General features: G+C 67.7%; 13 protein-coding genes. 3 read left to right on the forward strand and 10 right to left on the reverse strand.

From position 1 onward, the window contains the following. Positions 1-178: 178 nt before the first annotated feature. Positions 179-730 (reverse strand): zf-HC2 domain-containing protein, encoded by a 552-nt coding sequence (locus tag ACWDUA_RS13050; protein ID WP_449751433.1) that lies wholly within the window; start codon positions 728-730, stop codon positions 179-181. 31 nt (positions 731-761) lie between these two features. Next, positions 762-2,759 (reverse strand): cytochrome c oxidase assembly protein, encoded by a 1,998-nt coding sequence (locus ACWDUA_RS13055; protein WP_449751434.1) that lies wholly within the window; start codon positions 2,757-2,759, stop codon positions 762-764. A 159-nt stretch (positions 2,760-2,918) separates the two neighbouring features. On the opposite strand from ACWDUA_RS13055, the gene ACWDUA_RS13060 reads away from it, so the two are divergent. Both ACWDUA_RS13060 and ACWDUA_RS13065 read left to right on the forward strand, forming a co-directional pair. After that, positions 2,919-3,650 (forward strand): DsbA family protein, encoded by a 732-nt coding sequence (locus ACWDUA_RS13060; protein WP_449751435.1) that lies wholly within the window; start codon positions 2,919-2,921, stop codon positions 3,648-3,650. Beyond that, positions 3,647-4,291, forward strand: coding sequence for a vitamin K epoxide reductase family protein (locus ACWDUA_RS13065; RefSeq protein ID WP_449751436.1), 645 nt, complete (start codon positions 3,647-3,649; stop codon positions 4,289-4,291). Before ACWDUA_RS13060 ends, ACWDUA_RS13065 begins: the two co-directional genes overlap by 4 nt. A gap of 423 nt (positions 4,292-4,714) precedes the next feature. Here the strand turns inward: ACWDUA_RS13065 and mftG are convergent, their stop codons facing one another. From mftG to mftE, 3 genes are read right to left on the reverse strand one after another with little or no spacing between them, the layout of a single operon-like run. Further along, positions 4,715-5,998 carry a mycofactocin system GMC family oxidoreductase MftG gene (gene mftG, locus ACWDUA_RS13070; RefSeq protein ID WP_449751437.1) on the reverse strand — a complete coding sequence of 428 codons (1,284 nt, stop codon included), beginning with the start codon at positions 5,996-5,998 and terminating at the stop codon, positions 4,715-4,717. A 20-nt stretch (positions 5,999-6,018) separates the two neighbouring features. Next, positions 6,019-7,575, reverse strand: a complete 1,557-nt coding sequence (gene mftF / locus ACWDUA_RS13075) for a mycofactocin biosynthesis glycosyltransferase MftF (protein ID WP_449751438.1) — start codon at positions 7,573-7,575, stop codon at positions 6,019-6,021. Further along, positions 7,572-8,294, reverse strand: a complete 723-nt coding sequence (mftE, locus tag ACWDUA_RS13080) for a mycofactocin biosynthesis peptidyl-dipeptidase MftE (RefSeq protein WP_449751439.1) — start codon at positions 8,292-8,294, stop codon at positions 7,572-7,574. Before mftE ends, mftF begins: the two co-directional genes overlap by 4 nt. 182 nt (positions 8,295-8,476) lie before the next feature. Between mftE and ACWDUA_RS13085 the strand changes: the two genes are divergently transcribed. After that, positions 8,477-9,589 carry a CaiB/BaiF CoA transferase family protein gene (locus tag ACWDUA_RS13085; protein ID WP_449751440.1) on the forward strand — a complete coding sequence of 371 codons (1,113 nt, stop codon included), beginning with the start codon at positions 8,477-8,479 and terminating at the stop codon, positions 9,587-9,589. A gap of 75 nt (positions 9,590-9,664) precedes the next feature. Here ACWDUA_RS13085 and ACWDUA_RS13090 read toward each other — a convergent pair whose 3' ends face one another. The 5 genes from ACWDUA_RS13090 to mftA all read right to left on the reverse strand — a co-directional run bounded on the left by ACWDUA_RS13090 (position 9,665) and on the right by mftA (position 13,646). Next, positions 9,665-10,483 (reverse strand): mycofactocin-coupled SDR family oxidoreductase, encoded by an 819-nt coding sequence (locus ACWDUA_RS13090; protein ID WP_449751441.1) that lies wholly within the window; start codon positions 10,481-10,483, stop codon positions 9,665-9,667. A gap of 44 nt (positions 10,484-10,527) precedes the next feature. Continuing rightward, entirely contained in the window at positions 10,528-11,730 is a 1,203-nt protein-coding gene (mftD, locus tag ACWDUA_RS13095; protein ID WP_449751442.1) for a pre-mycofactocin synthase MftD, read from the reverse strand. A 93-nt stretch (positions 11,731-11,823) separates the two neighbouring features. Continuing rightward, complete coding sequence (gene mftC / locus ACWDUA_RS13100) at positions 11,824-13,083, reverse strand: mycofactocin radical SAM maturase (RefSeq protein ID WP_449751443.1); 1,260 nt, start codon at positions 13,081-13,083, stop codon at positions 11,824-11,826. A gap of 75 nt (positions 13,084-13,158) precedes the next feature. Then, positions 13,159-13,524 carry a mycofactocin biosynthesis chaperone MftB gene (mftB, locus tag ACWDUA_RS13105; RefSeq protein WP_449751444.1) on the reverse strand — a complete coding sequence of 122 codons (366 nt, stop codon included), beginning with the start codon at positions 13,522-13,524 and terminating at the stop codon, positions 13,159-13,161. Next, on the reverse strand, positions 13,524-13,646 hold the full coding sequence (gene mftA, locus ACWDUA_RS13110; protein ID WP_449751445.1) for a mycofactocin precursor MftA: 123 nt from the start codon (positions 13,644-13,646) through the stop codon (positions 13,524-13,526). The genes mftB and mftA overlap by 1 nt, the downstream gene beginning before the upstream one ends. Between the last annotated feature and the right edge of the window lie 167 nt (positions 13,647-13,813).

Raw genomic sequence — 13,813 nt, forward strand, 5'->3', positions numbered from 1 at the left:
CGTAAACGACCGACGCGTCCTGGACATAGTGACATCCTTCCAGCAGGACCCGTAGCCCCACTACCTCGGGTGTCCACTCAAACTGGGGAACCTCAAAGCGAGGCCGCCCGGCCGTCGAAACCTCTGCCACCGACGCCGGAAGACAACCCCCTTGTGGCACAAGCCGATCGAGCACACGTCAACGAGTCCGACGACGCAGTTCCCGCACTTCGGCGAGTGCGGTGTCGATCGCGTCGTCGTCGAAGACGGCAGCGTCGTCGGCCGCAGGAACGTCGACCGTCGGCGCATCGTCACCGGGCACGCGTCGCGGTCGATCACGGCGGGCACGTACGGTCAGCGCGATCGTGAGGACCATGGCGCAGGCGACGGCCACCGCGACCGCCACCGATCCGGCGGTCACCACGAGCGCCACGATCAGTGCACCGGACACCACGGCCCCGACACCGGCCGCCGTCCACCACAGCCGTGTCCGACGGTCGGGTCCCCAGGGTGTGGTGTGCCTGCCGTCCTCGGCGGCTTCCAGAATCCGGTCGGTGAGGTCGGGCTGATCGTCGGTGATCATGCGCAACGAGTCCCGGACGTGCGGGATCGCCAGGGTCTGCAGCCGGCGGTACCACTCGGCGCAGTCCGGGCATTCGGCGACGTGCTCGTCGACCCGCGCCGACGGCACGGTCTCCCGCTCCCCGTCGACCCGCGCCGACAGCGCCTCGCGCGCCACCTCACACCGCATGGTCTCGATTGTCCTCTTCCGGTCAAGCCGATCAGCGGCGCGACTTGGCGAGTTCCTCGAGCATCTTGTTGTAGTTGTCGAGTTCGACGTCCTCGTAGGTCTCGGCGTGGCGGTCGGCGCGACGCGCCTCCCGATTGTCCGACTTTGCCCATTGCGCGACGATCGCGATCACCACCAACACCAGCGGCACCTCACTGGCACCCCACGCGATCGCACCACCGAGCCACTGATCGTGGGCCCGGTCGGTGACCCATGGCAGGTCCAGCTGACTGTAGAACTTGTCGCCGATCACCGACGACATGGTCATCAGCGCGATACCGAAGAACGCGTGGAACGGCATGACGCCGAACAGGTATCCGATGCGGGCGAGATAGGGAATGCGTTGCGGGCCCGGGTCGATACCGATGATCACCCAGAAGAACAGGTACCCGATGACGATGAAGTGGATGGTCAGCAGGACGTGACCCCAGTGGTAACGCGTGAACGTCCCGAAGATCGTCGTGAAGTACACCGCGTACAGCGAGAGGACGAACAGAAGGAAGGCGACGGCCGGATTCGACAGCACCTTGGTGACCTTGGAGTGCAGGACCCACAGCAGCCATTCGCGCGGGCCCGGCGGACGATGCGCGCCGCTGGTCGGGAGGGCACGCAACGCGAGCGTGGCCGGGGCGCCCAACACCAGCAGGACCGGCGCGAACATGTTGAGCGACATGTGTTCGGCCATGTGCACGCTGAACATCGCCGACCCGTAGGCGCGGACACCCGAGCCGGTCACCACGACCACCATCAGGCAGCCGAGCATCCAGGCGATGGTGCGACCCCACGGCCAGGCGTCGCCCCGCTTGATCAGGTGCCGGACGCCGACACCGTAGAGGACGGCCGCGACGATGGCGGCGGTGCCCATCACGAAGTCGAAGCGCCAGTAGGAGAGCAGTCGCCATGTGGTGGGTGCCCCGGGCAGTTCGTAGCCGAGGAAGACGTCCCAGGAGGTGAACTCGTGGGCGAGCAGTCCCGGTGCCACGCGGGTGTCCATGATCGCCCAGCAGGCCATCACGACCACCGTCGCAACGGCGCCGATCAGCGCGAGCGTGAGGCCACGTCCCTGCTCGGCGTCGACGGAACCCGAGCGCAGGGTGAGCACGCTGGTGACCAGGGCTGCGGCCAGTCCGATCAACAGCAGCACCGAGGCGATACCGAAGGCGGTGGTGAACAGGTAACGGGCGGGCGCCAGGAAGGCGATCAGCCCGGCGCCGGATGCCAGTCCGACGAGGTCGGCGATCCCCACGATCCACGCGGTCCGACGCTGAAGGATCTGCCGGTCGTCGTCGGGGGTGATCGGCGGGGCGGTCAGCGCGGCCACCCGCACACCGATCGACACCGACACCGCCAGGATGAACAGGATCACCAGGCTGGTCATGTAGTCGTGGTTGGGTCCCTGCCCGCCGTTGCCGGCCATCGGCAGCGCCGCGACCGCGATCCCGGTGGGGATCACGAAGACCAGGTGGGCGATCCACGACAGGAAGAACCTGCTCAGCAGGGCGACGATGGTGGCGAAGATCGCCACCACCAGCCAGGCGACGGCCTTCTCACTGATTCCGATGGCGCTGAACAGCAGACCGTTGGACAGGATCTTGCCGAGGGGTTGCCCGTATCCGTCGGCGGCGGCCACACCCACCATCAGCCACGACAGCACCGCCCAGATGGGGGTGGCCGTCGAGACGAACCGGTGTGCCCGGTAGACGGTGGCATCGATGATGCCGTCGTGATCAGGTCGGGCCGAGGTGACGACGAAGATCAACGCCCCCAGGCACAACGCGCCGAGGGTGGCGCCGACGAAGTACCCGGCCACATCGAGCACCGCGATCGGCCCGCCCGGATACGGGTCACCACGTTCGACATGTCTCGCGGAGCCACTGACGATGGCGTAGATCACGACGCCGAGCAGGGCGGCGAGGATCACAAGTCCCAGCCCTCGGCCCACCTGAGAGACCGACCCGCGTGCTGTCGGTGCTTCATCCACGGAGGTCATAAGAAAAGCGTCTCCTAGCGACGCCGCAGCGTACTGGCGTCCCGGCCAGTCTACGACGCCGCGTAGGGGTGCCCCCAGCCCGCCGTCGGGGCCGGTACGCTGAACACCGGCGCGCAGGCGCACGAGCCCGATGTTGCGGACCAGGAGTGTGAGAAACCAGTGGCAAACAAGCCCCGGAAGCCGGTCGTCGATCCGCGAGCAGCCGAACGTCGGCGCTCCCTGTTCATGAAGATCGGCACGGTGGTCGCGGTCGTCGTCATCGCCGTCGTTGTCTTCGTCGCGATCGTCCTCACCAACAAGTCGTCCACGGGCGACGCCACCGCCCCGTCGGTCGCCACCGGTGACGCCTATCGGATCAGCGCTGCCCCGGCCGGCACGACTCCCGCGGTCACGGTGACGATCCTCGAGGACTTCCAGTGCCCGGCATGTAAGCAATTCGAACAGCTCTACGGCGACGCGCTCGCCCAGCTGCGGGCCAACCCGAAGGTCGCCGTCGACTATCGCCCGATCGCGATCCTCGACCGCATGTCGACCACCGACTACTCCACCCGCGCCGCCAACGCATCGGCCTGTGTCGCGGAATCGACCAAGGGCGCCAACAACTTCGAGGTGTGGCTCAAGTTCCACAACCTCCTCTACGCGAACCAGCCCGCCGAGGGTGGCGCCGGACTCACCGACGGCCAGCTGACCACCTACGCCAACCAGGCCGGGGCGCAGAACATCTCCGACTGCGTCACCAACGGCCAGTTCACGAGCTGGGTCGGCGACCAGACCAAGAGCGCCAACGTGACCGCGACGCCGACGGTGCGGATCAACGGTAACGACATCGAGCTCAGCACCCCGGATGCGCTGCTCGCCGCTGTGAACCAGGCCGCGGGCGCACAGCAATGACCGCCGACGCCGTGACCGAACCCGAGGCCACCCCGGAGCCCGTCGACGAGCCCACCGGTTCGTCGTGGGCCGGGTTCCGGCCCTCCGTCGGTGTCGGAACCGGGATCGCGGTCCTCGTTCTCGGCATCATCGGGTTCATCGCCTCGTCGACGCTCACCATCGAGCGCATCGAGCTGCTGATGGATCCGAACTACAAGCCCAGCTGCAGCATCAATCCGGTACTGTCGTGCGGTTCTGTGATGGTCACCGAACAGGCCCGCCTGTTCGGTTTCCCGAATCCGCTGATCGGTATCGCCGCGTTCTCGGTGATCATCGTCACCGGTGCGCTGGCCACCGGCCGCGTCTCCCTGCCCCGGTGGTATTGGCTCGGACAGACCATCGGCACCGCACTCGGCTTCGTCTTCGTGAACTGGCTGGCCTTCGAGAGCCTCTACTCGATCAACGCGCTGTGCCCCTACTGCATGGTGGTGTGGACGGTCACCCCGATCATCCTGATCATCAGCGCCGGAAGGCTGTTCGCCGAGACCGACCGCGCCCGCGAGATCCGTTCGTGGTTGTGGGTGCTGCTCCCCATCTGGTACGTCGTCGTCATCATGCTCATCGGCATCCGGTTCTGGGACTACTGGTCGACATTGTTCTGATCTCGACCGACGTCCTGATCGGTGTCGAAACCCCCGACGGCCGACTTCACGCGGCGACCACCCCGGAAATGGCCACGGACACCGTCTGCTCACCAGGTTTCGACACGGGTCCTCGCCCTTCGGGCTCGGTCCCGGCTCAACCATCCAATCATGTTTCCGGACCACCGGATTCAGCTCGTCGACATCCACCATGGTTGCGCACACCCACGATGGTCGAGTCGAAACCCCCGACGGCCGACTTCACGTGGCGACCACCCCCGAAATGGCCACGGACACCGCCAGCCCACCAGGTTTCGACACGGGTCCTCGCCCTTCGGGCTCGGTCCCGGCTCTACCATCCACAGTTGGTTCCGGCAGCGACGAGGCGTGTCGAAACCCCCGCAAGCCGGACTCGTGACGCAACCACCCGGAAGTGCTCACCACCTACGCCAGGGTCTCCCCCACGCGGTACGCGACCATCATCGTCGTGGCGTGGGGGCCGCTGCGACCTGCGCCGGGCAGGATCGAACCGTCGACGATCCGCAGGCCACGGACACCACCGACAACCCCCGACCCATCCGTCGCGACGCCCATCGGCATGGTGCCCCACGCGTGCTGCGATGTCCCGACCCTCGGATCGACCGTGATGCTCCCGGGCTCGACCACATCGGTGAACTCCGACGACGCGAGCATGTCCCGGACGTCGACGGCAACCGCGGACAACGTCTGGAGCACAGCGGGTTCGGGCTCCTCCAGGTGCAGACGCACCGCTCCCGCATCGTCGAGCACCACCCGCCCGGTGCCGGCCGGGCGCATCCCACACACGCCGATGACCGGCCGGCCATCCGACGCTCCCCCGATGTATCGGCCGAAGTCGTCTGAATAGCAGCGGATCTCGAATCCGTCCTCGGTGTGGACCACCGACTGCAGCAATGCCGGGAGGGCGGCCGCGGTTTCCGCACGCCGGCGGCGGTAGCCCACCTGGACCTCACGATGCTCACCGACCCCGAGTACCCCGGGAATCGACAACCCCGCGGAGCGCAACAGGATGCCCGCGGTCCCGAGCGTGCCGGCGCACAGGATCACCTCGCCGCTCGCGATGTCCCCGGTGTCGGTGCGGACCCCGGTGACCCGACCGCCGACGATGAGTACCTCACCGACGGTGACCCCGGTGCGGACCGTGAGATCCGGGCGCCCGATCGCGGGTCGTAGGAAGGCCTCGGCGGAGGTCATCCGCAAGCCGTGACGCCGGTTGCTGATCACCCGGTTCACACCGACGATCGGCCAGCGGTCGGCGGGTGCGCGGACCGCGACGCGGGTCCGCCAGAAGGATTCGAATGCGATTGCCGTGTCGCCGAGTTCGTCGTCGCCGAACGGGCTCGCCGACATCCGGCCGCCCGGTCCGTCGAGCTCGGTGTAGGCGGCCTCGACGGTGTCGAGGTCCCATCCGGCCGGCCAGCCGTCGAAGTCGTCGCGATGCCAGCGTAGGAAGTAGGCACCGTTGACCGCCGACGACCCGCCGAGTCCCCGACCGCGCACCACCGGCAGCCCAGATGCCTCGGATATCGGTGTCGCATGGGGTTCACCGGGTCCGATCGGCAGCCGCCGCAACGACCGCACCGCATCATCGGGCCACCCCGGGCCCTGCTCGAGCAGCAGCACGCTGCGCGTGGCGTCGCGGGTCAGGGCATCGGCGAGGGTGCAGCCGGCGCTGCCGGCGCCGACCACGACGACATCGAACCGATCGGTCAGCGCGTCACCACCGGACGCAACGCCCCGAGATCACGCTCGCGCACCACGCCTTCCCACAGCCCGGCCCCGTAGGCGAGATCGTCGAGCCGGCGACACAACAGGTAGCTGAACGGCCCCATACTCGGACCCAGTGACGGATCGCTGATCACCGAGCGCACCCATTCGACCAGACCCTCGACCACCGCGAGCTCGATCACCAGCCGACGGAAGCGACGCGACAGCAAGGCCATGATCAACGCAAGCGGCCAGTAGTGACGACAGATCGCCGCCGATGCCTGCAGCAGCCCGTACCCGGCGGCGCGGCCGGTCATCTGCCCGGCCACCACCGATGCACCGGGCAGATCGCCGAGCCTGCCCCGCAGTCGCGCGGCGGCCTGGGCGAGCACGACGAAGGCGACGACCATACCGATCTTGGTGCGTGTCAACAGCGCGGCGACGGCCACCGCCATCGACACGGTCATCACCATCGGCGCGGCCATCGTGCCGTGCCGTTGCGCGAGGAATGCCGCCCCGGTCCCGTAGTAGCGACGCCGTGAGAGCACCTGGCGCATGCCGGTCCGGTGATCGTGGGCGACGCGGGCCACCGGGTCGTAGCGCATCCGCCAGCCCGCCTCGTGCAGGCGCCAGCACAGGTCCACGTCCTCGGCCACCCGCAGATCCTCGTCGAATCCGGGAAAAGCACTGCGCCGCACGATCATCGCCGCGCTGGGTACATACGGGACCGGGGTGCCGGGCACCACCGACGCCTCGGTGGGCCCCATGTCCAGCGAGGAGTGGCTGTTCTCGTAGCGCTCGGCGAGTGACAGCCGACCCCGTCCCGGGCCACCACGCGCCGACAACCCGACGATCCGTGGTGCCGCGAGCGCCACCATCGGGTCGGAGAAGTGGGCGAGCAGCATCATCAGCCATTCGGGGTCGGGGACCACGTCGGAGTCGAGGAAGGCGACGAAGTCGGTTTGCGCCGCGGCCGCGCCGGCGTTCCGGGCGGCCGCCGGGCCGCGGTTCTCCTCGAACCGGATCACCCTCACCCGGGGGCGCGCGGTGATGATCGGATCATCGGGGGCAGCACCTCCCGGCACGGGCACCGCTGCGGTGGAATCACCTGCGGCGGAATCGTTCTGGGCTGCATCGGTCTGGGTTGTGTCGACCCGGATCGGTTCGGCCGATCCGTCGTCCACCACGATCACCTCGTGGCAGTCGAGTGCGGCGATCAGTCGGTCGACCCCGGATTGGTTGTCGCGCACCGGGATCACCACGGTGACATCGTCGACCCCGGGTCCCGACATCGGCCGGGGATGCGCGATCCCCGACTCGAGGAGCGTGCGGGCGAGCGACCGGGTGGGCGGGTCACACACCTCGATGCGGCCGTCCGCCGACGTCATCCCCAGTGCCGCGTCGGACAGCCGCAGCATCCGCGTCGGCGATCCACCGACGAGGTAGCGCAGGTCACCGCGCCGAGCACATCGCATGTCGATCTGCACCTGGAAGCCGTCGGGCAATACGTGCTCGGCCGGCGCCACACCCGGCTCCGCGTCCCGTTCGACCGCTGTCATCGAAGTCGTCCCCCGTCATCGACCGTCCATTCCGTCAGCGCCCGGACCAGATCGTCCACCGCCCCGTCCACCAGTCGGGCACCGTGGTCGGCCGACGCCGATCTCGGGTCACCCAGGATACCGTTGCGGCTGACCGCCGCGACCCCACCGGCACGCATCGCCCCGAGCAATTCGCGCATCGGTGCGACATTACCCGCCTCGATCCGTCCGGCGTGGACGACTTCGGGCGAAAGATGAAGCAGGATGGACGTTTCGGTATGCCCGGCGTGGGCGTCGGCGTCCGGGAACGCACACGGGTACCAGGCGACCTCACGCGCCTCGTACCGTAGCCGGGCCACCGCGCCGGCGACGGTCGCGACGTTGCCGCCGTGACCGTTGACGAAGACGATCCGTCCCGCCCACCGGCACGCACTGCGCCCGTATTCGAGCAGGACCTGATGCAATGCCTCGTGCCCGAGCGAGATGGTGCCGGCGAATCCCTCGTGTTCGCCGCTCGCGCCATACGACAGTTCCGGGGCCACCCAGCTGTTCGAGGTGGTGCGCTCGCCGGCCCGGGTGGCGATCGCCACCGCGATCCGGGTGTCGGTGTCCAGGGGCAGGTGCGGGCCGTGTTGTTCCACCGCACCGAGCGGGACCAGCAGCGTGACGTCGGCGACGGCGTCTTTGTGGGTTTCCACTTCCGGCCAGGTCGCAGTCCCCAACGCCGCCGGTTGCCTCATTCCAGAGAGTCTAGTGCGGTCGCGCCGTGCGGGTAACCGTCTCGCCCGCCCGAATCGAGGCGATCGACCGTGGTTCGGTGTCCGCCGAGACCTACTTGGCGAGCGCTCGATCGGTTGTGTCATCCTGGTAGCCGAATCGTGATGCCCGACACAGGGGCGCACCTCGACCGGAGGGACCGCATATGAGTGACACCGCAGCACCCACCAGCGGTAAGACTGGACCGCTGAATCGGATTCGTGTGATCGAATTCGCCGGGATCGGCCCCGGCCCGCATGCCGCGATGATGCTCGCCGACCTCGGCGCCGACGTCATCCGCGTGCAGCGACCCGGCAGCCTGCCCAAGGAGGGCGGCCCGGCCGATGCCCTGTTGCGGGGTCGTCGTGTGGTGGAGGCCAACCTGAAGGATCCCGCCGACAAGGACACCATCCTGGGCCTGGTCGGCAAGGCCGACGTGATCCTCGAGGGTTTCCGTCCCGGCGTCATGGAGCGGCTGGGCTTCGGCCCGGACGATCTCGCCGCGATCAATCCCGGCCTGATCTACGGCCGGATGACCGGCTGGGGCCAGGAGGGCCCGCGCGCCCAGCTCGCCGGTCACGACATCAACTACATCTCGCTGACCGGAATGCTGCATGCGATCGGCCGCAACGGTGAGCGTCCCGTGCCGCCGCTGAACCTGGCCGGCGACTTCGGCGGCGGCTCGATGTTCCTCGTCATGGGCGTGCTCGCAGCCCTGGTCGAACGCCAGTCGTCGGGCCGCGGCCAGGTGATCGACGCGGCGATGGTCGACGGCGCTTCGGTTCTGGGACAGATGATGTGGGCGTTCCGGGGTCTCGGCCTGTGGACGGACGAACGCGGCTCCAACATGCTCGACACCGGCGCCCCCTACTACGAGGTCTACGAGACCTCCGACGGCAAGTACATGGCGGTCGGCGCCATCGAGCCGCAGTTCTATGCCGAACTGCTCAAGGGCCTGGGCCTGTCCGACGCCGACCTGCCCGCACAGACCGACGTCACCCGCGCGGCCGAACTCAAGGCCGTGTTCACCGAGACCTTCGCCTCGCGCACCCGTGACGAATGGGCCAAGATCTTCGAGGGCACCGATGCCTGCACCTCCCCGGTGTTGAACTTCGACGAGGTGGCCGCCGATCCGCATATGGCCGCCCGCGCCAACCTCGTCGAGATCGACGGCGTCGTCCAGGCGCAGGTCGCCCCGCGCTTCTCGCGCACCTCGCCGCAGACCCCGGCCGGTCCGGCCCGCACGGCCACCGACCCGGCGACCATCTGGACCGACTGAGCGGTCGGGCCCGAGGCCCGAGGCCCCCGCGGGAATCCGCGGGGGCCTCGGTCGTCGGTGGGTCGAGATGTCTTGTCAGACTTTGGAGTTGCCCATGTCGATCGGCATCTGCATTCCGGTGAGCGCCCGCGACTGCGGCGACATCAGGTAGAGCACCGCGTCGGAGATGTCGTCGAGGGTCGCCACCGGGTAGTCGTCCATCATCGAGATGAAGTACCGGGTGTACTCCCCCATCTCGGTGAACACCCGCATCGCCGAGGAGTCCCCCACCCCCATCGGCGTGTCCACCGCGTACGGGTGGATGGAGTTGACCCGAATCCGGTGCGGCGCCAGCTCTTTCGCGACTGTCTGGGCGAGCCCGGTGAGCGCGAACTTCGACGCCGAATAGGAGGCCTGCACCGGCATCGCCTTGAGTCCGGCCACCGAGCTCACGATCACGATCGATCGGCTGCGCCAGTCCCCGGCCAGCAACGCGGGAATGGTCGCGCGCAACGTCTTCCACGTCCCGGTGACGTTGACGTCCATCACGTCGGTGAACTGCGCCTCCGTCAGTTCCCAGGTGAGACCCCAGGTGAGGATGCCGGCGTTGGCGATGACGTGGTCGAGCCGCCCGAACTGCTGGACGCCGTCGGCGACCAGCTGTTCCTGGAAGGCCAGGTCACGGATGTCGCCCTGACGGGCGAGGATCTTGCCACCGGCCTCCTCGACCAGGCGGATGGTCTCCTCGAGGTCCTCGGCGGTGGCCGACGGATAGGTGGTGTGGTCGGCCACGGGTCCGGCGATGTCGAGTCCGACGATTGCGGCACCGTCACGCGCGAACCGGATCGCATGGTTGCGACCCTGTCCGCGCGCGATGCCGGTGATGTAGACGACCTGGCCATCGAACTGTCCCATGACAGAACTGTAACACGTTCTAATTCTGTCAGGGGGTGCGTTCGTCAGCTGTCGCCGAACGTCCGCTCGAAGCCCTCGGGGATGATCAGGTCCTCGCGGCTCAGCTCGTGAACACTCTTGCGGCCCAAGCCCATCAGCACACCATCGAGGCCCATGCGGAGCAGGTCGAGGACGTTCTCCACGCCGGGCTGGCCATTGGCGGCCAGACCCCACAGGTAGGCGCGGCCGATCATCACCGCCTTGGCACCGAGTGCGAGCGCCTTGGCCACATCGCTGCCACGGCGGATACCACCGTCGAGCAGCACGTCGAGTTCGGTTCCGACGGCGTCGGCGATCGGCCCGAGTACGCGGATGGTGGCCGGGGTGCCGTCGAGGTTGTTGCCACCGTGATTGGACACCGAGATCGCCGAGGCCCCGATGTCGACCGCACGCTTGGCGTCGTCGATGCGGGTGATGCCCTTGACCATGAACGGGCCGCCCCACTGCTCCCGCAGCCACTGCAGGTCCTCCCAGGTGGGCGGAGGGGTGTTCATCCACTCGTAGTAGGCGCCGAAGAAGGTCGGGCCCGCGGTGGCCGCCGTCGGCGGCAGGTTGGGTGCGGTCAGGTCGGGAATGATGATCTTGCCGTCGCGAATCCAGTCCAGCGCATAACGCGGTTTGACCGCGATCTCCGGGGCCAGCCGCAGCAGTGCCTTGAAGTCGACCTTCTCCGGGATCTCCGGGCTGCCCCAGTCACGACCGATGTTGAAGACCCAGTCGGTGGTGACGATCAGTCCCTTGGCACCGGCCTCCTTGGCCCGCTGCACACGGGCGAGGATGTCGTCACGGCTGCCGAGCCAGTAGATCTGGAAGAAGATCTTGTCGTTGACCGCGGTCACCTCCTCGACGGGATGACTGGCGAAGCTCGACAGGCCCATCGCGGTCCCGCGGGCGGCGGCGGCCCGGGCGACGGCGACCTCACCGTCGGGGTCGACCGCCTGAACACCGGTCGGGCTGATCATGACGGGGAACGAGATCTCCTGCCCCATCACGGTTGTCGTCATCTCACGGTCGGGCTGCACGCCGACGACGTGCGGGGCGAAGCCGAGTTCCTTGAAGGCCTCGGTGTTGTCGTTGACGGTCACCCCCGCCTGGGTGCCGGCGACCAGCGACGAGTACACCGACTTGGGCAGTCGCTTCTTGGCGCGACGCTGCGCCTCGGTGACGGTTTCGAACCAGGGGTTGCGGGCCCAGGGATTGGTGACCATTGTGTGTTCCTACCTGTTTTCCATCTTCTGATTGCGGGCACCATCGATTCGCCCGGCCGCCGACCGGGCGAATCGATGGTCACCGTGAGGGTCTTACAAAGAGAATCCGGCGAGCGGGTTCTCGTCACAGCTCTTCGACGGTGGACCGCCGATCGGGGCCATCTCACCATCGGGCCTGCGCGTCATCAACGTCAGCGGCGTACCGCGCGAATGATCCTTGTTCGCAGTCGGTTTGGAGCGTTCCCCGGCGAGGAGCTCCTCGCCGTAACCCTGGACGCACTCGGGGTCGGGGCCGGCCAGGGGCAGGCCGGTGAAGAACTTGGCCGCCATGCAGCCACCACGGCAGGCGTCGAAGTGGGCGCACTTGGTGCAGGCACCGGCGTTCTGCGGCTCACGCAGCTCGGTGAACAGATCCGACCGCTGCCAGATCTCCTGGAAGCCACCGTCGGTGGTGATGTTGCCGGCCAGGAAGTTCTCGTGGATCGCAAACGGGCAGGCATAGACATCGCCCACCGGGTCGATCAGGCACACCACGCGACCGGCGCCGCACAGGTTGAGCCCGGGCAGGCCACCGCCGTTGGCACCGCCGAACGCCGACAGGTGGAAGAACGAGTCACCGGTCAGCACGTTGTCGCCGTGCGCGACAAGCCATTCGTAGAGATCACGTTGCTGCGACGGCAGCGGATGCAGGTCGTCCCACACGTCGGCGCCACGGCCGGAGGGACGCAGACGGGTGATCCGCAGGGTGGCGTTGTAGCGGTCGGCAAGCGCCTTGAACTCGTCGAGCTGCGCGACGTTCTGGCGGGTCATCACGACGCTGATCTTGGCGTCTTGGAACCCTGCCTCGTGCAGGTTCTCCAGAGCACGCACGGCCATGTCGAACGAGCCCGGACCACGAACGGCGTCGTTGACCTCGGCGGTCGCGCCGTCGAGCGAGATCTGGACATCGACGTAATCCGACGCCGCCAGGCGCGCGGCGACCTTCTTGTCGATCCGTAATCCGTTGGTGGAGAACTTCACCCCCACCTGATGGCTGGTGGCGTAGTCGACCAGCTCCCAGAAGTCGGGGCGCACCGTGGGCTCGCCGCCGCCGATGTTCACATAGAACACCTGCATCCGCTGCAGCTCGTCGATGATGGCCTTGCACTGGTCGGTCGAGAGCTCCCGCGGGTCGCGCTTGCCCGACGACGACAGGCAGTGCACGCACGCGAGGTTGCACGCGTAGGTGAGCTCCCAGGTGAGACAGATCGGGGCGTCGAGACCACGCTCGAACTGATCGACCAGCCGACCGACCGCGGGACGCTGACCGCGTTCGGATTCGGTTGCGATGGGCGGCAACTCGAGGGTTGTCATCGGTTTCTCCTTGGACTGGAGGAGGGGTGGACGAGGACGCCGGGGCAGTCGGCGACCGGGTGGTGAGAAGATCGATCAGCGACGCGTGATCATGCCGGAATCGGCGAGCGCCGCCAGTGCCTGCAGGTACAGCGGACGGTCGACGGCGTCGATCGCGGCCGCCGACAACGCCTGCTCGGCGGTGTCGAACGTCGCCAGCGACTGCACGATCCCGACCACCGTGAGGTTCTTCAGGAACGAGAGCTTGCGGGTACCGAAGTGATAGAGCAAGGCGCCGAACGGTTCTGGTCGCAGGGCCACCTTGGGGTTGAGTTCCCACGCCGCGTCGAGATCGAATGCGGTTGCAGCACGGGGCGTAGGGGTGGGCGCTGGGTCGGCGCTCCGGCCGCCGGTGACCGCGGGGCGGTCACCGGCAACCGGGGCAGATGTCGGGGAGGACATCAGTAGACCCCGCACATCCCGTCGATCGACACCTCTTCGACGAGGGATTCGCCGACGAGCTCGGTCTCCACGTCAGCGGGAACCGACGCGTCGTGAGTGGGCTTGCTCGACTGATCTGCCATGATTCAAACCTCCTGGGATCGGGTAGTGATGCGGATCACGAGTCACTATAATGACACCCGGTGCAGAAATACACCCCCAAAACAGAAAAGCTGCCCAGATGGACAGGTGGAGAACAGGTGCAGGGAGCGTGACCAGCGTGAACAACCCGACCGCCGTGAACAGCCCG

The sequence above is a fragment of the Gordonia sp. NPDC003376 genome (genome assembly GCF_053589235.1).